Here is a 23,691-nt window from a genome sequence, read left to right as displayed (position 1 = left end):
ATTGACATAACTGGCGGTGCGGTACCTTATCGCCATGGTCAGGCCCGCGCAGACGGCGCGCAGCGAACGCACCCGGGAGGCGCTGATTCAGGCCGCGACGGTGCGGTTTCTGGCCCAGGGCGTGGAGGACACGTCGGCCGAGCAGATCGCCGCCGACGCCGGGGTTTCGCTGCGGACCTTCTACCGCCACTTCAAGTCCAAGCACGACCTGTTGTTTGCCGACTACACCGGGCTGAACTGGTTCCGCGCGGCGCTCGACGCCAGGCCCGCCGAGGAGCCGATCATCGATTCCGTTCAGGCGGCCATCTTCTCATTCCCGTATGACGTTGAGGCCGTGACGAAAATCGCCGCGTTGCGAGGCGGCGAGCTCGATCCCGGGCGCATCGTCCGCCATATGCAGGAAGTGGAGGCCGACTTCGCCGACGCCATTGAGGCCCAGCTGCGACGGCGTAGCTGCGCCGCGGAAAAAACACCGGATGCCCGGCTGCGCGCCGTGGTCACCGCCCGCTGCATCGCGGCCGGCGTGTTCGGCGCGATGGAGTTCTGGATGCTTGGCGACGACCGCTCTCTCGGGGAGCTGGCGCGCATGAGTCACGCGGCGCTGGAGACGCTGCGGGGCGGGATCGGCGGTCCCTGGGCCGCCCCTTAGTTTCGTCATAATTGACAAAACTTCGCGTCCGTGCCAGCCTCCCTTCTCGGAGGGCAGGGACATGGATGACTTTGATGCGATCGTCGTCGGTGCCGGGCACAACGGCTTGGCCGCGGCGGTGTTGCTGCAGAAGGCCGGGCTGCGGACCGTGTGCCTGGACGCCAAGCTGTATGCGGGCGGGATGGCTTCCACGGTCGAGCTGTTCGACGGCTACCACTTCGAGATCGCGGGCTCGGTGCAGTTCCCGACCGCCGCGGTGGTGGTCAGCGAATTGGGGCTGGACACCCTGCCGACGATCGACCTCGACGTGATGTCCGTGGCGCTGCGCGGCGTGGGCGACGACCCGATGATCCAGTACAGCGACCCGATCAAGTTGTTCACCCACCTCAACGAGGTGCACGGGGCGGACGCCGTCAACGGGATGGCGGGGCTGATGGGGTGGAGCCAAGCGCCGACGCGGGCACTGGGCCGGTTTGAGGCGGGTGCGCCGCCCAAGACGTACGACGAGATGTACGCCTGCGCGACAAACGAATTCGAGCGTTCGGCGATCGATGACATGTTGTTCGGATCGGTCACCGACGTGTTGGACCGCTACCTGCCGGACCGCGAGAAGCACGCCGCGCTGCGTGGCTCGATGACCGTGCTGGCCGTCAACACCCTCTACCGCGGGCCGTCGACCCCGGGCAGCGCGGCGGCGCTGGCCTTCGGGCTCGGGGTGCCCGACGGGGACACCATGCAGATGAAGAAGCTGCGCGGCGGCATCGGCGCGCTCACGTCGCATCTGTGCGAGTTGTTGGAGAGTCGCGGCGGCGAAGTCCGCCTGCGCACCAAGGTGACCGGGATTCTGGTCGAAGCCGGCCGGGTGACCGGGGTGCGCACGGAGGCGGGGGAGACCATCACCGCCCCGATCGTGATCTCCGGGCTCGCGCCCGACGTCACGCTCAACGAGCTGGTCGACCCCGGGGCCCTCCCGGCCGACATCCGGCAGCGCTACGCGGGCACCGACCACCGCGGCAGCTACCTGCAGATGCATTTCGCGCTGGACGAGGCGCCCGGTTTCGCCGCGCCCTACGAGTCGCTCAACGACCCGGCGATGCAGGCGTCGATCGGCCTGTTCTGCACGCCGGAAGAGGTCCAGCAGCAGTGGGAGGACTGCCGCCGCGGGATCGTTCCGGCCGACCCGACCGTGGTGTTGCAGATCCCGTCGCAGAACGACCCGGGGTTGGCTCCCGAGGGCAAGCACGCCGCATCGGCGTTCGCGCTGTGGTTCCCCATCGAGGGTGGTGCGGACTACGGCCGGGCGAAGGTCGAGATGGGGCAACGCGTCATCGACAAGATCACCCGGTTGGCCCCGAACTTCGAACGCAGCATCACCCGGCACACCACGTTCACGCCCAAGCACATGGGCGTGATGTTCGGGGCGCCGGGCGGCGACTACTGCCACGGGCTGCTGAACCCCGACCAGATCGGTCCCAACCGGCCCGGCCCGAAAGGATTTGTGGGACAGCCGATCCCCATCGAGGGCCTGTACCTCGGCAGTGCGGGCTGTCACGGCGGACCGGGGATCACGTTCATCCCCGGCTACAACGCCGCGCGCGCGGCGCTCGACGCGCTCTGATTGCTCTGTGGTCTCGGCGGGCGGCTAACCGCGCCCGGCCAGCAGCTCGTCGAGCAGTGCGGTGAGCTCGTCCGGGCGTTCCGGGGTGAACGCGGGACTAGGCCGGGTCCCCGGTACGTCCAGCGTGATCAACGTTGACTTCAACGGCCGCCGCACATCCAGTGGAAGCCACCGGCGCAGGTCCGAGCTGCCCCAGATGCGGAACCGCTGCGTGAGCAGGCCGAGGCCCTCCGCCTTGTATCCTCGGATCGTGCCCAGCGGGATGACCTTCGACGTGCCCGACGGAAAGTGGTAGCGGCGCAGCGTGATCGCCGCACGGTCCAGCTGGATCAGGCCATCGTCGTAAGAATGGCCCGACGCCCCGCTCATGCCCGCGAACTCCGTAGCTGATGGCCCCGCGCGGTCAGGCAGTGGCCGTCGGCCAGGCGCCACTGCCACCCGTGCAAGTTGCAGGTCAACGTGTCGCCCTCGATCACACCGAATTTCGACAGGTCGGCCTTGAGGTGGGGGCAACGGCGCTGAATCTCCCAGCCGTCCAATGTGATCGAGGCCGAATCGTCATGGGACTCGGCGAACCAGCCGTCGGCGTATGCGATGCGCTCGTCGGTAAGGCACTTGAAGAAGGTGTACAGGTATTCGTTGTAGCCGCCGACCCGCCATGCGGTGAAGCGGGTGGACAGGAAGATCGTGTTGACCCAGTCCGGTTCGTGGTCGCGCAGCACGGTGCGCACCAGCTCGGGCGCGATGGCGAAGCCGTAGCGGACCTTCTCGTGGGGAACCCGTTCGCGCACCGCACGTTTCGGGAAATCCAGGACCACCGATTCGGCGCCGAGGACGAGTTCGACGGGGTAGCCGATGCCGTCGCAGATCTCGTCACTTTGCAGCATGATCGGTTCGAACAGGGCGCGCAGCGGCTCCAGCAGCGGCTCCCCGGCCGCGGGGGCCCAGCCGGCGCGTTCCGCGGCGATGACGGGCGCCATCCGCTCGGCGTAGTCGGCGATGTAGGCCGACTTGCCGGTGGTGAAGATCGCCTCGACCTCATCGTCCGGTAACGGGTGGCTGAGCGAGTCCAGTGTCGCGCCGGTGAATGCCGCGGTCGAGCCGGGCACCATCAGCAGTCCGCGGTCGTGGCCGTGGGCGCGCATCTGGTCGAGGAAGACCACCTGGTCGGGAAAGATGTTGGCCGGATCGCCATGGTCGTCGTTGAGCTGACGTAGCTCGGGGTCCAGGAAGCACGGCGGGCCCGCCGACGGGATCACCCAGCTCGCCCCAACCTGGGCGATGTACTGGCGGGCACGGTCCATCTGCCGCTGCCGCTTCTGGGTGCCGAACGATTCCTTGGCGCGGGCCGGCATGTCGTAGACCATCGGATACCAGATCGCCCCGGAGTACTGCAGCATGTGCACGTCCACGTGGCCGAACTCGGTGGCCAACACGTCCAGGTCGACCGGCCGCGCGTCGTTCATGTTGAAAACCGTTGTTTCGCCGTCGGACAGCACCAGCGCCGAGTCACCGATCGGGCCGTCGGCGGGCGCGCGCAACGCGATGACCATGACGTCGAGGTCGCCCTTCGGGCCGCTGACCCGATGCTTGACCGAGTTGCCGGTCTCGAAGAACCGGTGGAACCCCAGCAGCTGCAGCTCGTTCCGCAGGTCGGGCACGGGGAACTCCGGCAGCAGCACCACCGCGTCCTTGTTGACGTGCTCGGCCAGGTTCTTCGCGTCGAAGTGGTCCTTGTGCAGGTGCGAGACGTACAGGTAATCGCAGGCGCCCAGGCGGTCCCAGTCCAGCGCGCTGTTGTCCGGGAACGGGAACCAGGACGCGAAGTACGCGGGGTTGACCCACGGGTCGCACAGAATGCTGCCCGCTCGGGTCTCGAGGAGAAAGCCGGCGTGACCGACGCTGGTGACCTGCACAAATACCTTTCGAAATGACCGTCAGAAGGGCTTTCAGGCCCCGAGCTTAGCGCGCGGCAGCGGCGTCGGCGTGCCTCGTCCGCAGTCCATTCGCGGCACTGGGGCCCGCACACAGCCTGGAGCACTAGGCTGGACCCCTGTGGAACCGGTATACGGGACTGTCATCCAGCTCGCCCGCCTGATCTGGCGCATTCAGGGCCTGAAGATCACCGTCGTGGGTGCCGAGCACCTGCCGCAGAGCGGCGGCGCGGTGATCGCGATCAACCACACCGGCTACCTCGACTTCACCTTCGCGGGTTTGCCCGCCTACAAACAGGGCCTGGGCCGCAAGGTGCGGTTCATGGCCAAGCAAGAGGTGTTCGACAGCAAGATCACCGGGCCGATCATGCGCAGCCTGCGACACATCTCGGTGAACCGGCAGGACGGCGCCGCCTCGTACGAGGAGGCGGTCCGGAATCTCAAGGACGGCGAGCTCGTCGGCGTCTACCCCGAGGCCACCATCAGCCGCAGCTTTGAGATCAAGGAGTTCAAGTCCGGCGCCGCCCGCATGGCGGTCGAGGCCGGCGTGCCGATCGTTCCGGTCATCGTGTGGGGTGCGCAGCGCATCTGGACCAAGGGCCACCCGAAGCACCTGTTCCGCCCCAAGGTGCCGGTCATCGTGCTCGTTGGCGAGCCCATCCCGCCGACGCTGGGCACGGCGGAGCTGAGCACCCTGCTGCACTCACGGATGCAGCACCTGCTGGAACGGGCGCAAGAGATGTACGGCCCCCATCCGGCCGGTGAGTACTGGGTGCCGCGCCGGTTGGGCGGCGCGGCCCCGTCGTTGGCCGAGGCCGCCCGCATGGACGCCGAGGACGCCGCCGCGCGCCGCGCCCAATCCGCGAGGCCGCCGGAGTAGTGGCTGATGGTGGAGCCGACTTTCCGCGCGCTGGAGGTGCTGGCCCGGCTCCTCGTTTCGGCCTCAGGCACGCGGATCACCTACGACGGTGAAGAGAACATCCCGGACACCGGTGGCGCCGTGGTCGCCGTCAATCACACCAGCTACGTGGACTTCCTGCCCGCCGCGCTGGCGGTGCATCGCCGTCGCCGCCGGCTCAGGTTCATGATCAAAGCCGAGATGCAGGAGGTGAGGGTGGTCAATTTTCTGATCAAGCACACCCGCGCCATCCCAGTGGATCGCGGCGCCGGGGCCGGCGCCTACTGCGTGGCCGTCCAGCGGTTGCGCGAGGGAGAGCTAGTCGCCGTCTACCCGGAGGCCACCATCAGCCGCAGCTTCGAACTCAAGGAGTTCAAGTCGGGCGCGGCCCGGATGTCGATCGAGGCGGGTGTGCCCATCGTTCCGCTGATCGTCTGGGGCGCGCAACGGATCTGGACCAAGGACCACCCACGCCGCCTGGGCCGTCATAGGCTGCCGGTCATGGTGCAGGTGGGAACGCCCGTGCAGCCCGCCCAGAGCGTCGCGACCACAGACGCGGCGCTGCGCGAGGCGATGAGCACATTGTTGGATCAAGTACAGCGGCGGTATCCGCACGAGCCGGGGGCGCATTGGGTGCCGCGCCGCCTGGGTGGCGGGGCGCCGTCGCCGGTCGAGGCTGCCAAAATCGAGGCCGACGAGGCGGCGCGGAGGTCCGCGGCCCGTACCCCGCATCACTCGCGGTAGGGGTGGAAGGAGAAGGCATGGCAGAACCGTTCTTCCGGTTCGCGGAGATGGTGGTTCCCCCGGTTGTCGCATTGCAGGGAACCAAGTTGAAATTCGAAGGGCTCGAACACATTCCAGCGCGGGGCGGCGCGCTGGTCGCGCTCAACCACACGAGCTACCTGGACTGGCTGCCGGCATCGATCGCCGCCAAGGAGCGCGGCCGGCGGCTGCGCTTCATGATCAAAGCCGAGATGGCCGACGTGAAGGCGGTCAACTATGTGATCAAGCACGCCCGCCTCATCCCGGTGGACCGCCGCAACGGGCAGGACGCCTACGCGGCGGCCATCGGGCTGCTGCGGGAGGGGGAACTGGTCGGGCTGCATCCCGAGGCGACCATCAGCCGCAGCTACGAACTGAGAGAGTTCAAGAGCGGGACGGCCCGGATGGCGCTGGAGGCGCAGGTGCCGATCGTTCCGCTGATCGTCTGGGGCGCGCACCGGATCTGGCCCAAGGATCACCCAAAGAAGTTGTTCCGCAACAAGGTTCCGATCACCGTGGCGGCGGGCCGGCCGATTCCCGCACTGGGCACCGCCGAGCAGCTGATCGGCACGCTGCGGCAGGCGATGAATGCGCTGCTCTACCGCGTACAGGAGGAGTATCCGCATCCGGAGGGGGCGTACTGGGTGCCGCGGCGGCTGGGCGGCGACGCGCCGAGCCAGGATGATTCCCGGGCCATCCGGTTGGCCGAGCTGCAGGAGCGGATGCAAAGGTACGGCACCGACGGCGTGACGCGACCCGGGCAGAGCCAAAGCGGATTGCATTGACGACACCGCTCGGCCGCCGAGGCGGTTCTTCATGACGTTGCCGGCACTGATCGCCTGCGACGTGGACGGCACGTTGTTCGACGACGACGAAACCATTCGCCCGCGGACCCGTGACGCGGTGCGGGCCGCCGTCGCCGGCGGCGCGCAGTTCATCCTGGCGACCGGCCGCCCGCCGCGGTGGATACGTCCGGTGGTCGACGAGCTCGGTTTCGCGCCGATGGCGGTGTGCGCCAACGGCGCCGTCGTCTACGACTCGTCGACCGACCGGGTGATCTCCGTGCGCACGCTGCCCGTGGACACGCTGGCCGAGCTGGCCGAGCTGGCGGCCCGCGTCATCCCGGGGGCGGGCCTGGCCGTCGAGCGGATCGGTGAACGCGCCCACGACACGGCGACTCCCCAGTTCGTCAGTTCGCCGGGGTATGAGCACGCGTGGCTGAACCCGGACAACACGGAGGTGTCGATCGAGGACCTGCTCAGCGCGCCGGCGATCAAGTTGTTGATCCGCAAGACCGGTGCCCGCAGCGCGGACATGGCCGCGGCCCTGGCCAAGCATGTCGGCATCGAGGGCGACATCACCTATTCCACCGACAACGGGCTCATCGAGATCGTGCCGCTGGGCACGAGCAAGGCGACCGGCGTCGAGGAGGTCGCCCGGCCGCTGGAAATACTGAGCGACGAGGTGGTCGCGTTCGGCGACATGCCCAACGACATACCGCTGTTGCGGTGGGCGGGTCACGGCGTGGCGATGGGCAACGCGCATCCCGAGGTGATCGACGCCGCCGACGAGATCACCGCGCCCAACAGTGACGACGGCGTCGGGCGGGTGCTGGAACGCTGGTGGCTCTGACGCATGCCGGTTATGGCTAACGTCGCCGGGTCCGATGTGACAGACTGCCCGCGTGCGTGCGTTTGCTCCTGATTGCCGTCGCGCCACCGGGCGTGGACCGGGGGACCGCTAGTGGGATCGGAAGAAGGCTCGCCGCCGGAGCGCGGCGAGCCGAACGACGAGAAGCCCAGGCACGCAGCAGCCGACGACGGCGAGGCGGCCACCGAGCCGTCGGGCACCGAGCCGTCCCCCGACTCCGGCGAGGAGGAGTCCGCCGAGTATCCATCCGGCGGGAGCATTCGTTATCAGGATGCGGAGACTTCACGGCCGCGCCCGCCCAAACCCGCGGAGCTGCGGGCCCGGAAGAAATACGAGGACAAGCAGCGCGAGATCGAGGAGGCTCGCCTCGAGGCGGAAGCCAAGCGGCAGAAGCGGAACCGCCGGCTGATCGGCGGGGCGGCCGCGATCGGGGTGGTGGGCGTCGTGGCAGGCCTGGGATATTGGGCGCTGTCACCGAGCACCGTCACCGCGCAGTGCGTCCAGGACGACCCGACCGGGCAGCCGGTGATCGTGCCGGACAGCTACTGCACCGGACACACCGCGGGCCTCAACGGGTTTTTCTTCTTCGGCGGGCATCAGTACCGCTATTACTACGGCAGCTCGGGGCCCGTCGGTTCGCGGCCACTCGGGGGAACCACGGTCGCCCCCAAGGGGGCGACGATCACCACGAAATCCGGCAGCACCATTCAGCGCGGTGGCTTCGGCAGCAAGCTCGGCGGCGGCAGCGGCAAAGGCGGCGGGTCGTGAGGCGGGCCAGGAGGAGGCCGCGGCCGCAGTGGAGGTCGATCGTCGAGTCGCAGGGCCTGGTCTACGGGACTCCCGCGCGCGACGCGACCGGCGCGGACCGGCCGTACTGGGACGAGTCGGTGTACTACGAGTTCGCGATGGACGAGATCCTGGCCCTGGAGGCCGACGTCGAGCTGCTGCACTCGATGTGCCTGAATGCCGTCGAGCAGGTCGTGCTGATGGAGCGGTACGCGGATTTCGGTCTGCCGGAATGGAGTTGGCCGGCGATCGCCGAATCGTGGCGGCGGTCCGATCCCCACGTGTACGGGCGCTTCGACCTGCGCTACGACGGACGCCGGCCCGCGGTGCTGCTCGAGTACAACGCCGACACCCCCACCACGCTGCTGGAGGCGGCGATCCTGCAGTGGTACTGGCTGAAGGACACCTTCCCCGGCGACGACCAGTGGAACTCGTTGCACGAGCAGCTGGTCGACCGCTGGAAGGTCGTCCGTGACCTGTTGCCCAGCAACGAGTTGCACTTCACCTGGTCGGGTGCCGAGGCGACCGGCGAGGACCAGATCACGACCACGTACATGCAGGAGACGGCGGCCGAGGCGGGCTTCAACACCGTCGGGTTGACGATCGAGGACATCGGTTGGGACGCCGCGCTGCAGCGATTCGTCGACCTCGAAGAGTCGGAGATCCACGCGATCTTCAAGCTGCACCCGTGGGAGTGGGTACTCGACGACGAGTTCGGCCGGTACGCGGTGTCGACCCTGCCGGGGACGACGTGGATCGAGCCGTTGTGGAAGACGCTGCTGTCGAACAAGGCGATCCTCGCGGTGCTATGGGAGATGTATCCCGGCCACCCGAATCTCCTGCCCGCGTACCTGGACGACCCGCACGAATTGACCGAGTACGTCCGCAAACCCAAGCTCGGCCGGGAGGGCGCGAACATCACCGTGGTGGGCGCCGGGATGGAGACCGCCACGGGCGGGGTCTACGGCGAAGAGGGGTTCGTCTACCAGCTGCTGGATCCGCTACCCGAATTCGACGATATGCGACCCGCGCTGGGTGCGTGGATCGTCGGGGACTCGTCGGCGGGCCTGGGCATCCGTGAAACCGCGGGACTGATCACCGACGACGGCGCGGCCTTTGTGCCCCACCGGATTCCGCAGTCATGACGCTCGAGTCCAATCGAAATCCCGCCCGAATGAACGGAGTTGACCGATGACCGTAAGGACCGTGGCGCTGAGTTCCGGCTACTGGGATGCGGGATACCTCAACGCGCTCGGCCGCGGGGCCGGGGCGATCGTGCTGTATTCCATTGTCGGCCTGGTGCTCATGCTGATCGGGTTCTATGCCATCGACCTGACCACGCCCGGGCCGCTGCGCAAGATGGTCGACGCGGGCAAGCCGAACGCGATCATCGTGTCCGCGGCCGGCATGGTGAGCATGGCGCTCATCGTGGTGCTGGCGATCTATGCGTCGTCGGGAAAGCTGTTGGAGGGCCTGGTCGGTTCGGCGGTCTTCGGCCTGGTGGGCATCGCCGCGCAGGTCGTGATGATGCGCATCGCGACGCTGGTGGTCGGCATCGACATGGAGGGGCTGTTCCAGTCCGACGAATACCGCTACGAGTCGCTGATGGTCGCCGCGTCGCAGTTCGCCCTGGGCATCGTGGTCGCCGTCGCCATCCTCTAGGCGCTAATCCGTCAGGCGCCAACCGCCGAGATTGCGGTGTGGGCCGTGCTTTGCCGCGGACGGTGACCACCGCGGCGATCTCGGCGCTGAACAGGCAGGCGCGTGCTATCCGGGCGTGATCGCGTCGGCGAGTTGCTGCGGCAGGTAGTTGACCAGCAGCGGCACGATCCCCATGAACGGCGTGCCGCCGACGCTGACGGTCGTTGGGAAGCCGAGTTGGATCGGGAGGCCCGTGACGTCGACTGTCGCCGTAATAGGATGCGGCGCAACAAGGATCCCGTCAAAAGGCAGGTGGAGATCGACAGATACGACGGGGGACGGCAGGGGCAGCGGCGCCAGACTCACCGGCACAGCGAATGTCATGTCGACCAGCGTGTCGCTGTTGAGGAACCCGTTCGCCACGATGGCGGGCGCGTCGAAGAGCGTGCCGATCGCCCCCACCCCGTCGCCCGCCAACAGGGCTTGCTGCACCGCCGTCGCGGTGGACGCAATGCCGTTCAGGGTGGCGATCGGTGCCCCCGCCATCGCATAGGTGAGCACCAGCGGCAGTCCGAAGAACGCGCTGTACTGGACCGCCGGGGGGTTGAATACCGGCACTGCGACGTCGAAACCGATGCTGGGGATAGTCAGCGCGTTGAGCACGTTGGTCATGTTCTGGGCGATCTGTTGGGGAATCGACCCGGTGGGCAGCAGATTGGTGAAGTACTGCGCCTCCTGCCCGGGGATGTTCGTGATGGTGAACAGATCGCCGAGCGGGCCGAGCAGGGTTGGGTTGCCTGCGATGTTCAGTGCGAGGTTGTCAACGGGGAAGATGTTGCCCGTGAACGAACCCACCAGAGTGCCCGGGTTGATCCCCGTGACAAGCAGGTTCGCGTAGGCCTGCGCGACGTCGATGACCGCGCCGTTGAAGTTCCCGGCCAGGACCGCCTGGAAGGCCACCTGCAGCTCCGCCGCAAACGCGGGCAGCCCGTCGACGATTCCGGTGACCATGTTGGCCGCGGACGTGACGAACGTCTGGGCGAAGCCGACCTGCGTGGCGATGAACTGCTGGATGAACTGCGCGGGGCTCAGCGACAGCAGACCCTGGATGGTCGCCGGCAGATTCGCCAGCACGGCGGGGAAGTTTTGGATGGTGCCGTTGACCGCGAGGACGGCCTGCTGCAGGTAGCCCAGCTGATTGGCGAGGACCTGGCGCAGGAACGGGAACGGGTCGGCCGCCCACGTCCCGAACAGGGATTGCAGGTTGGCGGTCGTGTTGGCGACGAGCTGCGCGTAGGCACCACCGGGGAGGGTGGCGGCCGCCCCGGTCGCCATCGCGCCGAAGGAACCGGCCCCGTCGAGTCCCGCCTGGTTCAGCACGGTCTGCTCGGCGTTGGCGATCTCTGCGCTCGCATACGCCGCGGCGCCCCCGTTCAACAGCCGCACGAACTCGTCGTGGAACGCGGTGGCCTGGGCGGTGAGCGCCTGAAATTGCTGACCGTACGTCCCGAACAGCTGCGAAATCGCCAGCGATATCTCGTCGGCGGCCGCCGACGCCACCCCGGTGGTGCGAGCGGCAGCGGCCGCGGTCGCCTCCTGCAGGTTCGCGCCGACTTGCGTCAGCTCGCCCGCCGCGGACGTCACTTGCTCAGGTGCTGTGACCACGAATGACACGGCCATCTCCTGTCGATTCGGCCCCCACGACCCCGACTGCAGCACAGCCGAGCCTACTGTGACGCAGTGCACAGCGGGCCGAATCCGGCGTTCTCAGCTAGACCGCAGGCCCTTCGGGGGCACGGTCGACGCCACGAGCGACTCGGCGTCGATCGTGCTCGGGCGATAGGGGAGCGTTCGCAGTCGCGCCGACATCGCCGCGAGCGGGTCGTCGGCCTGCCCCGACAGACCCGAGAGGAACGCCCACTCGTGCTCGTCGCTGCCGAAGTAGACGACGCGGTCGAAGACGTCGTGGAACCGTCGCCACGCCCAGTGCAGCGACTCGTGGCGCCACAGTGTCGGGCAGCCGGCCTGGGCGGTGACGACCCTCCCGATGGTGCGGCACCGCTCGAGGAAGTCGGCGTCGTAGAGCCGGTTGTGCTGGGCGGCGCAGGGCCGCTCGTCGGGAAGATCGATTACCACGATGTCGTATGCCGCGGCGGAGTTCTCGACGAAGCTCCATCCGTCGCTGTAGTGCACGGTGACGGGCCCGAGTCCCCGCTCGGCCGCGGCCAATTCCTCGGGCGTGTAGCCGTACGGGAGGTGGCGTGCGCACAGCCGGACCGCCTCGCGGTCGATGTCGACGTGGTCGACGTGCGTCGCCCCGGCCGCCACGGCCAGCTGGCTCACCACCCCTTCTCCCGAGCCGATCACGAGGACGCGCTCGATCCGCGCCGCCAGCAGGAGAGCCGGCACCAGCAGCGCCTCGTGATAGACGAGCTGGCTGAGCTCGGTGCTCTGCCGCTCGCCGTCGGCGAACAACGCCATCCCCTGACGGGTCCGCCCGATGACCAGGTGCTGGTATTCGGTGTGGGCCTCGCAGACGACCTCGGTCAGCTCCCACGTCCGGGTCAGACCCGGCGCCAGCGGCTCGGTGATTGACCGGGTCGGCGCTGCGATGGTGGCCGAAACCGCGAAAAGTGTTGCAAGCGGCGGGAACCCGTTGAAGGAGGTGGCGGCGTAGCTCGCGGTGTACGCGCCGGAGTCGTCGATCTCGACCCGATCGCCGGGCCGCAGCGTCACCGGCAAGGGATAGTTCCGGTAGAGCACGTCGTCGCCGTCACAGGTGGGTCCCGCGACGACGGCATCGTCCCGTGCGTCGTCGTCACGGCGGGTGCGCAGCCGGTACCGGATGTATTCGTTCTCCGTCTCGGCCAAGCCGCCGTAGCGGCCGATGTCGAGGTACACCCAGCGCCGGCCGTCGGTGCCGGCCCGCACCGAGATCACCTCGCAATGGATCGTGCCCGCCGATCCCACCAGCACGCGACCCGGTTCGAGCACCAGCCGCGGCGCACCCGCGGGAAAATGGCGCGCGAGCGCGGAGGTGATCGAGTCGGCGATCGCCGCGAGCGCCGGTGCGCCGGAGGTGTAGGCGATCGGAAACCCGCCTCCCACGTTGATCGTGGTGAGCTCGCCGACTGCGTCGAAAACTTTTGCCGCCGAGCGGATTCCGAGCTCCCACGCCGACGGGTCGAGCTGCTGAGAACCCACATGGAAGCACACGCCGTCCGGCCGCAGCCCGTGCCGGCGGGCGCCGTTCAACAGTCCGGCCGCCGCCTCGGGGGCGCAGCCGAATTTGTCCCCGAACGGCGTCACCGACGGCGGGAAGGCGGGCGCGATGCGGCATTCCACCCCTGAACCGGGGGCGTGTTCGGCGATCGTCACCGCGGTGTGTTCGGTGTCGAACGCGAACCGCCGCACGCCGAGTGAGTGCGCCCGGGCCGCCGCCGAGGCCTTCTGAACGGGGTTGCCGAAGGTGAGCAGCCGGGCCTCGACGCCGGCGGCGGCGCACGCGTCGATCTCGCCGACCGATGCGACATCGAACGCGGCGCCTTCCGCCGCGAGCAGGCGCAAGACGGGTTCAGCTGGATTCGCCTTGACCGCATAGCGGATTTCGGCGTCGGGAAACAAATCCCGCAGCGCCCCGAAGTTCTCGCGGACCCGATCGAGATCGATGGTCAGGTAGGGCGTCTCGGGCACAGCAGGCAGAGTAGTGGCCGACCGATTTCGGTGTCGAACCCGCGCCTAGGCACCGGGGTGGGCCGGCAGCGAGAAGTGCTCGGGCTCTACGGTCGGGCCGCTCGGCGGTTGCGTCGACAGCGGCGTGGTGATGCCGTCGACCACCTCCGTGACGTTGCCGGTCAGCCGTTCGTAGTTCAGGGTGCCGTGCTGAAAGTTCTGTGTGATCTGAAGTGGCTCTTGTATTTCCGCGCTGGTCGGCAGCCCCAGGGGCCCGCGTTCGTAACTCAGCGAGGCCCAGGCGTCGTAGATCGCGCCGGTGACGGGCTGCGGTCCGGTGACCGGCGACCAGTACATCGCCCCCTTGGCGAACGTGACGTAGCGCGCGTCGCCTTCCGCACCGGCCTCGGGCGAGGTCGGCGCGCCGAGAACGCTGTTCATGCCGCCGATCTCCTGCCAGTGATCGTAAATCGCGCCGCCCTGCAACGCCTTGATCAATTCCTCTGGGGGATCGTTGAAATGCGACGCGATGTCACGTATCTCGTCCATCAGCGCGTAGGCGGCGTTGCCCGGGCAGTCGGTATTGCCGACGTCTCGGTGGGTGAAGATGGTCGGCAGCGTCGCGACCGTGCCGGCCGCGAAGGTGGTGTAGTGACTACCCGCCGACTCCAGCTGGACGGTGCCCTTCGGGTCGACGTTGTCCAGGCCCAGCCGCCAGCCGAGCAGCCGGCCCACGGCCCTCAGCTGCAGCGGGGTGGGCGGTACATCGTCGAAGTTGCCGATCATCGCCACACCCCAGGTGTTGCGGTTGAAGCCGCCGGTGTGGAAACCCTCCACCGCCTTGGTGAGGCCGCCGGCGCTGCCCTCGAACACCTGGCCGTACTTGTCGACCAGCGCGTTGTAGGCGATGTCGCACCAGCCCAAGGTCTTGCTGTGGTAGGTGTAAATGGCCTTGACGATGCCGGCCGATTCGAGCGGTGAGTAGTCGTTGCTGCCGGCGGTGTGGTGAATGACCGCGGCCCGAATCCCATTGTCGTACTGGGGTGATCCGCAACGCAGCGACTCGTCGGCGCCCCACTCCGCCCGGCTGATGATGCTGGGCGCCTGCCCGGGCATCACGACGCCCGCGGGGGGCGTCCACTGCGTTTCGGTCGGCGCCTGCGGCGGGGAGATGAGGATGGCGGAGATGTTCTGCCCGAACGGCTGCTCCCTGGACGCCGGTCGGTAGCCGAGGTCGTCGGGGTGGGCACTCGGCGGCGCCGGCGGCCTGGTTACGGGGGCATCGAGTGGGCGGGTGACCGCGACCTGCACGGTCGTGGTGGTGCCGACGAACACCGGGTCGGTGCTGCGCGGCCCCTCGGTGGGTCCCGCGCCGTCGCCGGTGGCAGCCGGGTCGGGGGCGGCGGTTTCGTATTCGGTCTGGTACCAGGGCCCCCACGAGGAGTCGGGGCGCTTGGCGCGCACCCGCGTGGAGGTGCCGGCCAGGTCGCCGGTGAGCGCGACCAGGGAGAAGGGCTCGTTCTGGGTGAGCTCGCGAATTGTGACGCCGGGGCCGAGGCCGATCAGCGGCTGTTCGGCGAGCTGGGTGTCGCGTGCGCGCGGCGGGGCGGCGGCGTGCCTGTCGTGGGTCGCTTCGCCGATCCACGACACGATTACGACGGTGGCCGCGATGGCGGTGAGCAACATCGTCGGCGCGCGACTGCGGGACACCAGCTGATGTTACTTATGTTTCTAGTGTTATTCGTGGGACGACACGGTGTGTGGATGACGAGAAAAGTCCCCGGACATGATTTGACGGCACCGCAGAGGATTGTGGCGAGGTCCCGAGGTCCTCGCGCGACTCTGCGGTGCCGTCAGGTGACAGGCTCTTCGAGCTAGACGGGGGGCAGCACGGGCGCCGCCGCCCCCGCTGCGGCCGGCAGCGCACCGGCCGCACCCGGGAGCGCACCCGCGGCGCCCGCCGCGGCCGGCAGGGCACCGGCTGCGGCGCCCGGGAGGGCACCGGCGGCACCCGGGAGGGCACCCGCGGCGCCCGGGAGGGCACCCGCGACGCCGGGCAGGGCACCGGCGGCACCCGGGAGGGCACCCGCGGCGCCCGGCAGGGCACCCGCGACGCCCGGCAGGGCACCGGCGGCGCCCGGCGCACCGGCCGCGCCGTGCTGGACGCCCTGCATGATCGCCGGCATCACCAGGCCCTTGAGCAGGTCGATCGCCTGGCCCGCGCCCAGCTGGTTGGCGGCCTGCATCACGTCGTTGATGAGCCCGCCGCCGCCGCCGTTTCCGCCCCCGCCGCCGCTACCGATCGGCGAACCGCCACCCAGGGTCGAGGGGTCCCCGATGATCGGGTACGTCCCCCCGGCGCCCGGGTCCAGGCCGGTCTGCGAGTCGATCGGCACCTCGCTCGGCGCCAGGGTCGCGGCGCCCGCGCTCGGCGTAAGCCCCGTGGGGCTGGTCAGTCCGGGGTTGGCCAGCGCCGGGTTGAGCCCGGCGGCCGGCGTGGTCACCCCAGCGCCCGGCGTGGTCACCCCCCCACCGGGAGTGGTCGGGGGCAGGGCGCTCGGTGAGGTGAGACCCGGGCTCGTCAAACCGGGGCTCGTCAAGCCGGGGCTCGTCAGGCCGGGGCTGGTGAGGCCCGGCGTGCCCAGGCCCGGGGTCCCCAGGCCCGGCGTGCCCAGGCCCGGGGTGCCCAGGCCGGGGCTGGTCAGACCCGGTGACGTGGCGCCGGCCCCACCCAGGGCGGGCACCGGCGGCAGGTTGATCCCGAACTGGGAGAGTCCCTGCGACAGTGCGCCCATCAACTCACCGGGCAGGTCGGACATGACGGCCGCCTGCTTGAACTCGTGGTGCTCGGGCGGCTTGGGGCCCGCGGTCGACTCGTAGACAAGGAAGTATGCGCACGGACTAGCCACTGCCAGGGCGGCGACCGCGCTCATGGCTGTCGAAAGCTTGCGTCGGCGTCGGTTCGGCACGGAAGTCTCCTCAAATCTGGACAACTATTTCGGACTCGTGTTGTGTCGGCGTGTCCCTGCCTGTCCTGCCCGGCATGAACCACACAGAGTCGATGGTACGAGTGAGAATGTTGTGACTAGAGTGACGAGATCGAATCGTGAGGCATTTGCGACTCTGCTTGTGACCGCAGGTCCTTGAGGCCGGCGGTGACGCCGCGTTACCCGAAGCCGACTCCCCAGCGTCGCCAAATGGGTTAGGCCCGCGCGGTCGGATACCCTAAGCAACCGATGACCGCTCGTTTCGACCTCCTCGTCGTCGGCTCCGGATTCTTCGGCCTGACCATCGCCGAGCGTGTGGCTACCCAGCTGGGCAAGCGCGTGCTCGTCGTCGAACGGCGCCCGCACATCGGCGGGAACGCCTATTCCGAGGCCGAGCCGCAAACCGGGATTGAGGTCCACAAGTACGGCGCCCACCTGTTCCATACCTCCAACAAGCGGGTCTGGGACTACGTGCGCCAGTTCACCGAATTCACCAACTACCAGCACCGCGTGTTCGCGATGCACAACGGGCAGGCCTACCAGTTCCCGATGGGGCTGGGCCTGGTGTCGCAGTTCTTCGGCAAGTACTTCAGCCCGCAAGAGGCCCGGCAGCTGATCGCGGAGCAGGCCGCCGAGATCGACACCGCGAACGCGCAGAACCTGGAGGAAAAGGCGATCTCGCTGATCGGCCGGCCGCTCTACGAGGCGTTCGTCAAGGGGTACACCGCCAAGCAATGGCAGACCGACCCAACCGAACTGCCCGCGGCCAACATCACTCGCCTCCCGGTCCGCTACACGTTCGACAACCGGTACTTCAGCGACACCTACGAGGGCCTGCCGCTGCACGGTTACACCGCGTGGCTGCAGAACATGGCCGACGACGACCGCATCGAGGTGCGGCTGGACACCGACTGGTTCGACGTGCGCGACCAGTTGCGCGCCGACAACCCCGACGCCCCGGTCGTCTACACCGGTCCGCTGGACCGCTACTTCGACTACGCCGAAGGCCACCTTGGCTGGCGAACCCTGGATTTCGAGGTGGAGGTGCTGCCCATCGGCGACTTCCAGGGGACGCCGGTGATGAACTACAACGACCTCGACGTGCCCTACACCCGCATCCACGAGTTCCGCCACTTCCACCCCGAGCGGGAATACCCGACCGACAAGACGGTCATCATGCGGGAGTTCTCCCGGTTCGCCGGCGACGACGACGAGCCCTACTATCCGATCAACACAGAGTCCGACCGTGCCCTGCTGGCCGCGTACCGGGCGCGGGCGAAGTCCGAAACCGCGTCGTCGAAGGTGCTGTTCGGCGGCCGGCTGGGCACCTACCAGTATCTGGACATGCACATGGCGATTGCCAGCGCGCTCAACATGTACGACAACGTCCTCGTGCCGCACCTGCGCGACGGCAATTCTTTAGTGGAGGAAGGTGCGGGGGGATGACCGCAGTGAGCCTGCTTTCCAGAATCATCCTGCCGCGTCCGGGGGAACCCCTGGACGTCCGCAAGCTGTACCTGGAGGAATCGACCACCAACGCCCGGCGGGCGCACGCGACGAGCCGCACATCGCTGGAGATCGGCAAAGAGTCCGAGGTGTCGTTCGCGACGTACTTCAACGCGTTCCCGGCCAGCTACTGGCGCCGCTGGTCGATCTGCGAGTCGGTGGTGCTGCGGGTCGAGGTGACGGGCTCCGGGCGCATCGACCTCTACCGGACCAAGGCCACCGGGGCGCGGATTTCCATCGAGGGCCGCCAGTTCGCGGCCACCGATGATCAGCCGGAGGTGCTCGAGATCGAGGTCGCGCTAAAGCCTTTCGAGGACGGCGGCTGGATCTGGTTCGACATCACCACCGACACCGCGGTCACGCTGCGCAGCGGGGGGTGGTACGCGACCGAACCCGCTCCGGTGCCCGCGAACATCGCCGTCGGCATCCCGACGTTCAACCGGCCCGGCGACTGCGCCAACGCGCTGGCCGCGCTCACCGCGGACCCGTTGGTCGACGCGGTGGTCGGCGCCGTGATCGTGCCCGACCAGGGCGTGCGCAAGGTACGCGACCATCCCGACTTCCCGGAGGCGGCCGCCCGCCTGGGCAACCGGCTGTCGATTCACGACCAACCCAACCTCGGCGGCTCCGGCGGCTACAGCAGGGTGATGTACGAGGCGCTGAAAAACACCGACTGCCAACAGATCCTGTTCATGGACGACGACATCCGCATCGAGCCCGACTCGATCTTGCGGGTGCTGGCGATGCACCGCTTCGCCAAGACCCCGATGCTGGTGGGCGGTCAGATGCTCAACCTGCAGGAGCCGTCGCACCTGCACATCATGGGCGAGGTCGTCAACCAGTCGAACTTCATGTGGACCGCCGCGCCGCACGCCGAGTACGACCACGACTTCGCCGAATACCCGTTGAACGACAAGAACCCTCGGAGCAAGCTGCTGCACCGGCGCATCGACGTCGACTTCAACGGGTGGTGGACGTGCATGATCCCGCGGCAGGTTGCCGAGGAGCTGGGCCAGCCGCTGCCGTTGTTCATCAAGTGGGACGACGCGGAATACGGCCTGCGCGCCGGCGAGCGGGGCTACCCGACCGTCACGCTGCCCGGCGCCGCGATCTGGCACATGGCCTGGAGCGACAAGGACGACGCGATCGACTGGCAGGCCTACTTCCACCTGCGCAACCGGCTGGTGGTGGCGGCGCTGCACTGGGACGGCGACATCACCGGACTGGTCCGCAGCCACCTCAAGGCGACACTGAAACACCTTGCCTGCCTTGAGTATTCGACAGTGGCGATCCAGAACAAGGCCATCGATGACTTCCTTGCCGGGCCCGAGCACATCTTCTCGATCCTCGAATCGGCGTTGCCGGAAGTGCACCGCATCCGCAAGGAGTACCCCGACGCGGTCGTCCTGCCGGCGGCCAGCGAGCTGCCGCCGCCGCCGAACAAGACCAAGGCGATGAAGCCGCCGGTGAATCCGGTGTCCATCGGCTACCGGCTCGTCCGCGGCATCCTGCACAACGCGACGAAGGCCGACCCGAAGGCGCACCAACGCCCGGAGTACAACGTCGCGACTCAGGACGCGCGCTGGTTCCGGCTCTGCACGGTGGACGGGGTGACCGTCACGACGGCCGACGGGTGCGGCGTGGTCTACCGCCAGCGCGACCGGCGCAAGATGTTTTCGCTGCTGACCAAGTCGCTGCGCCGGCAGCGTCAGCTGGCGAGCCGGTTCGACGAGATGCGCAGGGTATACCGCGACGCGCTGCCCGTGCTGTCCAGCAAGCAGAAGTGGGAAACCGCGCTGCTTCCGGCGCATGCCGAGCCGAGACATGCCTGAATCGGCGCCTCCCAGCGGCGAAGTCGCCGCGTTGGTGGCCGTCCAGTCGGCGCTCGCCGACCGCCCCGGTGTGCTGGCCGCGGCCCGCGGCCTCTCCTACTTCGGGGAGCACAGCATCGGCTGGGTGGTGGTGTCGTTCCTGGGTGCGCTGCTGACGCCGACGCGTCGCCGCGAGTGGCTGCTGGCCGGGGCCGGCGCGTTCGCCGCGCACGCCGCCGCCGTACTGGTCAAGCGGGTGGTACGCCGGCAACGTCCGCACCACCCGGCCGTCGCCGTGAACGTCGGCACCCCGAGCCGGCTGAGCTTCCCGTCGGCGCACGCCACGTCGACCACGGCCGCGGCCATCCTGCTGGGCCGGGCCACCGGGCTGCCCCTGGCCGCGGTCCTGGTTCCGCCGATGGCGCTGTCGCGGATCGTGCTGGGGGTGCACTACCCCAGTGACGTGGCCTTCGGCATCGGGCTCGGTGCCGTCGTGGCGGGGGTCGCCGTCCGGCTCGACGACCGGATCGAAGGTGGTACTCGATGAGTAAAGACATTGATGATGAGTGAAGATGTGGTGACCCGATCCCCGGGAAACCTGGTCACCGGGGTGATCAAGGCGATTCGCCCGCGGCAGTGGGTCAAGAACGTGATCGTGCTGGCCGCGCCACTGGCCGCGCTGGGCGGGGCCGTCAGGTACGACTACGCCGACGTGCTCACCAAGGTGTCGGTGGCGTTCGTCGTGTTCTGCCTGGCGGCCTCGTCGATCTACCTGGTCAACGATGTCCGCGACGTGGAGGCCGACCGCGAGCACCCCACCAAGCGGTTCCGCCCGATTGCGGCGGGTGTGGTGCCGGAGTGGCTCGCCTACACCCTGGCGGTGGTGTTGGGAGCGGCATCGCTCGCCATTGCCTGGTGGCTGACCCCGAATCTGGCGCTGGTGATGGCCGTCTACATCGGCATGCAGCTGGGCTACTGCTTCGGCCTCAAGCACCAGGCGGTGATGGACATCTGCATCGTCTCGTCGGCCTATCTGATCCGGGCCATCGCCGGGGGCGCGGCCACGAACATCCCGCTGTCGCAATGGTTCCTGCTGTTCGTGGCCTTCGGGTCGCTGTTCATGGTGGCCGGCAAACGCTACGCCGAGCTGCAGGTCGCCGAGCGCACCGGCGCGGCCATCCGCAAGGCGCTGGAGAGCTACACCAGCACCTACCTGCGCTTCGTCTGGACGATGTCGGCCACCGCGGTGGTCCTGTGCTACGGACTGTGGGCCTTCGAGCGCGACCGCCATTCCGGCTCCTGGTACGCGGTGTCGATGATCCCTTTCACTATCGCGATCCTGCGCTACGCGGTCGACGTCGACGGCGGGCTGGCCGGGGAGCCCGAGGACATCGCGTTGCGGGACCGGGTCCTGCAGCTGCTTGCGCTGGCGTGGATCGCAACCGTGGGAGCCGCCGTTGCCTTCGGCTAGCCCCGAACTGAAAGCCCTCCGCGTGGGTGGGCTGCGGCGGCGTCCGGTGGTGAGGCGGGTCGGTCGGCCCCTCTTCCCGTACGCCACCCCGGTCCGGGTCAGCCTGTCGATCAGCGTGGCGGCGGTCGCCTCGCTGTTCGCCTGGGGCGCCTGGCAGCGCCGCTGGATCGCCGACGACGGCCTGATCGTGTTGCGCACCGTTCGCAACTTGCTGGCCGGCAACGGCCCGGTGTTCAACCAGGGCGAGCGGGTCGAGGCCAATACCTCCACCGCGTGGACCTACCTGATGTACGTGGGCAGCTGGATCAGCGAACCGATGCGCATGGAATACGTGGCGCTGGCACTCGCCCTCGGGCTGTCGGTGCTGGGCGTGGCGCTGCTGATGTTCGGTACCGGCCGGCTGTTCGCGCCGAGCCTGCGCGGCCGGCGCGCCATCATGTTGCCCGCCGGGGCGCTGGTGTACATCGCGCTGCCCCCGGCGCGTGACTTCGCCACGTCCGGGCTGGAAAGCGGTCTGACGCTGGCGTACCTGGGCCTGCTGTGGTGGATGATGGTGTGCTGGTCGCAGCCGGTACGGAACCGCCCGGAGAGCCGGACGTTCACCGGTGCGCTCGCCTTCGTCGCTGGTTTCAGCGTCCTGGTGCGGCCGGAGTTGGCGCTGATGGGTGGGCTGGCGCTGATCATGATGCTGATCGCGGGGCGCACCTGGCGCCGCCGCGCGCTGATCGTGCTGGCCGGCGGGTTCCTGCCCGTCGCCTACCAGCTGTTCCGGATGGGCTACTACGGACTGCTGGTGCCCGGCACCGCGCTGGCCAAGGACGCGGCCGGCGACAAGTGGTCGCAGGGCATGACCTACCTCGCGAATTTCGACGCGCCGTATGCGGTGTGGGTGCCGCTCGTGCTGCTGGCCCCGCTCGGTGTGCTGGCGGCGGCGGCGCGGCGCCGGCCGTCGTTCCTGCGGCCGCTGCTGACCCCCGACTACGGCCGGGCGGCCCGGGCGGTGCAAAGCCCGCCGGCGGTGGTGGCCTTCATGCTCGTCAGCGGGTTATTGCAGGCGCTCTACTGGATTCGCCAAGGCGGCGACTTCATGCACGGACGGGTGTTGCTGGCGCCGCTTTTCTGCCTGCTGGCCCCGGTGGCCGTCATCCCGGTGCAGATGCCCGACGGCAAGGACTATTCGCGCGAGACGGGTTACTGGGTCGCCGGTGCGGTCGGCCTGCTGTGGGTCGGCATCGCCGGCTGGTCGCTGTGGGCGGCGAACTCGCCGGGAATGGGCGACGACGCCACCCACGTCAGCTACTCCGGCATCGTCGACGAGCGCCGCTTCTACGCACAGGCGACCGGCCACGCGCACCCGCTGACCGCGGCCGACTACCTGGATTACCCGCGAATGGCCGCCATTCTGACCGCGCTGGACAACACGCCGGACGGGGCCCTGCTTCTGCCGTCGGGCAATTACACCCAGTGGGACCTGGTGCCGATGTTGCCGCCGGCGCCGGGCGCGGCGCCCCAAAAGCCGCAGCACACGGTGTTCTTCACGAACCTCGGCATGGTCGGCATGAACGTCGGGCTCGACGTGCGGGTGATCGACCAGATCGGCCTGGCGAATCCGCTTGCCCAGCACACGGAGCGGTTGAAGCACGGCCGGATCGGGCACGACAAGAACCTTTTTCCGGATTGGGTGATCGCCGACGGCCCTTGGGTGAAGGTGTATCCGGGCATTCCCGGCTATCTGGATGTGAACTGGGTCGCACAGGCGGTCGAGGCGCTCAAATGCCCGGAGACACAGGCCGTTCTGGCGTCCGTGCGCGCCCCGATGACACCGCATCGGTTCGTCTCGAACCTGCTGCACGCCTTCGAGTTCACCGGATACCGGATCGACCGGGTCCCGCTGTACGAGCTGGCCCGGTGCGGGCTGCCGGTCCCGGCCGCCATCCCGCCGCCCCCGCACGAGTGAACGCTGAGCAGAAGATTTTTCGACAGATCTCGAAACAATCACGGCTCGCTGTGCCCCAAACTTTCACAGCAACATCACAATTGGGCGCTCACCAGCGGCCATTAACGCCTCAGTACATGCAGAAACGCCTTTTCTTCGACCTGTGATTGATCACGAAATCGCTGGGTAACGCGGGCCGAACGGCCCGTGCGGGGGCGGGCTCGATGAGAGCGAAGGGCGCATGGTGTGGTTGACTACACGAGCACTGCTGCGTTCAGCGCGGCGACGATCCGGACATTGCAGGTCCGAGGAGGAGCCGGGCAATGGGAAAGCGTATGCAGTACGACCAATTTCGACATGCACCTTCGAA

The 23,691-nt window shown here is 68.4% G+C and carries 20 protein-coding genes; 14 read left to right on the top strand and 6 right to left on the bottom strand.

The features are described 5' to 3' along the window. Positions 1–34 precede the first annotated feature (34 nt). Together G6N56_RS16265 and G6N56_RS16260 are read left to right on the top strand one after the other, a co-directional pair. Positions 35–649 carry a TetR/AcrR family transcriptional regulator gene (locus G6N56_RS16265; RefSeq protein ID WP_085258391.1) on the top strand — a complete coding sequence of 205 codons (615 nt, stop codon included), beginning with the start codon at positions 35–37 and terminating at the stop codon, positions 647–649. 61 nt (positions 650–710) lie between these two features. Next, positions 711–2,267, top strand: coding sequence for a phytoene desaturase family protein (locus tag G6N56_RS16260; protein ID WP_085258390.1), 1,557 nt, complete (start codon positions 711–713; stop codon positions 2,265–2,267). Positions 2,268–2,291: 24 nt separating this feature from the next. Here G6N56_RS16260 and G6N56_RS16255 read toward each other — a convergent pair whose 3' ends face one another. Then, the gene (locus G6N56_RS16255) at positions 2,292–2,636 is read right to left on the bottom strand and encodes a hypothetical protein (protein ID WP_085258389.1); all 345 of its coding nucleotides are present in this window, start codon (positions 2,634–2,636) and stop codon (positions 2,292–2,294) included. Further along, positions 2,633–4,183: an MBL fold metallo-hydrolase gene (locus tag G6N56_RS16250; protein WP_085258388.1), complete on the bottom strand. Its 1,551-nt coding sequence runs from the start codon at positions 4,181–4,183 to the stop codon at positions 2,633–2,635. Before G6N56_RS16250 ends, G6N56_RS16255 begins: the two co-directional genes overlap by 4 nt. A 139-nt stretch (positions 4,184–4,322) precedes the next feature. Between G6N56_RS16250 and G6N56_RS16245 the strand changes: the two genes are divergently transcribed. From G6N56_RS16245 to G6N56_RS16215, 7 genes are all read left to right on the top strand, one after another. Continuing rightward, on the top strand, positions 4,323–5,081 hold the full coding sequence (locus tag G6N56_RS16245; protein ID WP_085258387.1) for a lysophospholipid acyltransferase family protein: 759 nt from the start codon (positions 4,323–4,325) through the stop codon (positions 5,079–5,081). A 6-nt stretch (positions 5,082–5,087) separates the two neighbouring features. Continuing rightward, positions 5,088–5,843: a lysophospholipid acyltransferase family protein gene (locus tag G6N56_RS16240; protein WP_085258386.1), complete on the top strand. Its 756-nt coding sequence runs from the start codon at positions 5,088–5,090 to the stop codon at positions 5,841–5,843. Positions 5,844–5,860: 17 nt separating this feature from the next. Then, positions 5,861–6,646 (top strand): lysophospholipid acyltransferase family protein, encoded by a 786-nt coding sequence (locus G6N56_RS16235; RefSeq protein ID WP_085258385.1) that lies wholly within the window; start codon positions 5,861–5,863, stop codon positions 6,644–6,646. 31 nt (positions 6,647–6,677) lie between these two features. Further along, on the top strand, positions 6,678–7,493 hold the full coding sequence (locus G6N56_RS16230; RefSeq protein WP_085258384.1) for a Cof-type HAD-IIB family hydrolase: 816 nt from the start codon (positions 6,678–6,680) through the stop codon (positions 7,491–7,493). Positions 7,494–7,604: 111 nt separating this feature from the next. Beyond that, complete coding sequence (locus tag G6N56_RS16225; RefSeq protein ID WP_232069073.1) at positions 7,605–8,279, top strand: hypothetical protein; 675 nt, start codon at positions 7,605–7,607, stop codon at positions 8,277–8,279. Next, complete coding sequence (locus G6N56_RS16220) at positions 8,276–9,442, top strand: glutathionylspermidine synthase family protein (protein ID WP_085258383.1); 1,167 nt, start codon at positions 8,276–8,278, stop codon at positions 9,440–9,442. The genes G6N56_RS16225 and G6N56_RS16220 overlap by 4 nt, the downstream gene beginning before the upstream one ends. 46 nt (positions 9,443–9,488) lie before the next feature. Beyond that, complete coding sequence (locus G6N56_RS16215; protein ID WP_085258382.1) at positions 9,489–9,959, top strand: DUF350 domain-containing protein; 471 nt, start codon at positions 9,489–9,491, stop codon at positions 9,957–9,959. Positions 9,960–10,064: 105 nt separating this feature from the next. Here the strand turns inward: G6N56_RS16215 and G6N56_RS16210 are convergent, their stop codons facing one another. From G6N56_RS16210 to G6N56_RS16190, 4 genes are all read right to left on the bottom strand, one after another. Next, positions 10,065–11,612, bottom strand: coding sequence for a PE family protein (locus tag G6N56_RS16210; protein ID WP_085258420.1), 1,548 nt, complete (start codon positions 11,610–11,612; stop codon positions 10,065–10,067). A gap of 93 nt (positions 11,613–11,705) precedes the next feature. Next, positions 11,706–13,631 (bottom strand): spermine/spermidine synthase domain-containing protein, encoded by a 1,926-nt coding sequence (locus G6N56_RS29140; RefSeq protein WP_085258381.1) that lies wholly within the window; start codon positions 13,629–13,631, stop codon positions 11,706–11,708. Between the two features lie 45 nt (positions 13,632–13,676). Next, positions 13,677–15,323: an LGFP repeat-containing protein gene (locus G6N56_RS16195; protein WP_180150569.1), complete on the bottom strand. Its 1,647-nt coding sequence runs from the start codon at positions 15,321–15,323 to the stop codon at positions 13,677–13,679. Between the two features lie 161 nt (positions 15,324–15,484). Continuing rightward, a complete protein-coding gene (locus G6N56_RS16190; protein ID WP_180150348.1) occupies positions 15,485–16,579 on the bottom strand; it encodes a PirG in 1,095 nt (364 codons plus the stop codon). Positions 16,580–16,846: 267 nt separating this feature from the next. Here G6N56_RS16190 and glf point away from each other — a divergent pair, with 267 nt between their 5' ends. From glf to aftB, 5 genes are read left to right on the top strand one after another with little or no spacing between them, the layout of a single operon-like run. Then, positions 16,847–18,043, top strand: a complete 1,197-nt coding sequence (glf, locus tag G6N56_RS16185; protein WP_085258378.1) for a UDP-galactopyranose mutase — start codon at positions 16,847–16,849, stop codon at positions 18,041–18,043. Next, the gene (locus G6N56_RS16180) at positions 18,040–19,935 is read left to right on the top strand and encodes a glycosyltransferase (RefSeq protein ID WP_085258377.1); all 1,896 of its coding nucleotides are present in this window, start codon (positions 18,040–18,042) and stop codon (positions 19,933–19,935) included. Before glf ends, G6N56_RS16180 begins: the two co-directional genes overlap by 4 nt. After that, positions 19,928–20,461, top strand: a complete 534-nt coding sequence (locus G6N56_RS16175; RefSeq protein ID WP_085258376.1) for a phosphatase PAP2 family protein — start codon at positions 19,928–19,930, stop codon at positions 20,459–20,461. Before G6N56_RS16180 ends, G6N56_RS16175 begins: the two co-directional genes overlap by 8 nt. Positions 20,462–20,476: 15 nt before the next feature. Continuing rightward, positions 20,477–21,385 (top strand): decaprenyl-phosphate phosphoribosyltransferase, encoded by a 909-nt coding sequence (locus G6N56_RS16170; RefSeq protein ID WP_085258419.1) that lies wholly within the window; start codon positions 20,477–20,479, stop codon positions 21,383–21,385. Continuing rightward, the gene (gene aftB / locus G6N56_RS16165; RefSeq protein ID WP_085258375.1) at positions 21,372–23,342 is read left to right on the top strand and encodes a terminal beta-(1->2)-arabinofuranosyltransferase; all 1,971 of its coding nucleotides are present in this window, start codon (positions 21,372–21,374) and stop codon (positions 23,340–23,342) included. The genes G6N56_RS16170 and aftB overlap by 14 nt, the downstream gene beginning before the upstream one ends. Positions 23,343–23,691: the final 349 nt, after the last annotated feature.

Source organism: Mycobacterium saskatchewanense, assembly GCF_010729105.1.
Lineage (GTDB): Bacteria > Actinomycetota > Actinomycetes > Mycobacteriales > Mycobacteriaceae > Mycobacterium > Mycobacterium saskatchewanense.
This window is presented reverse-complemented; position numbering and strand designations above follow the sequence as displayed.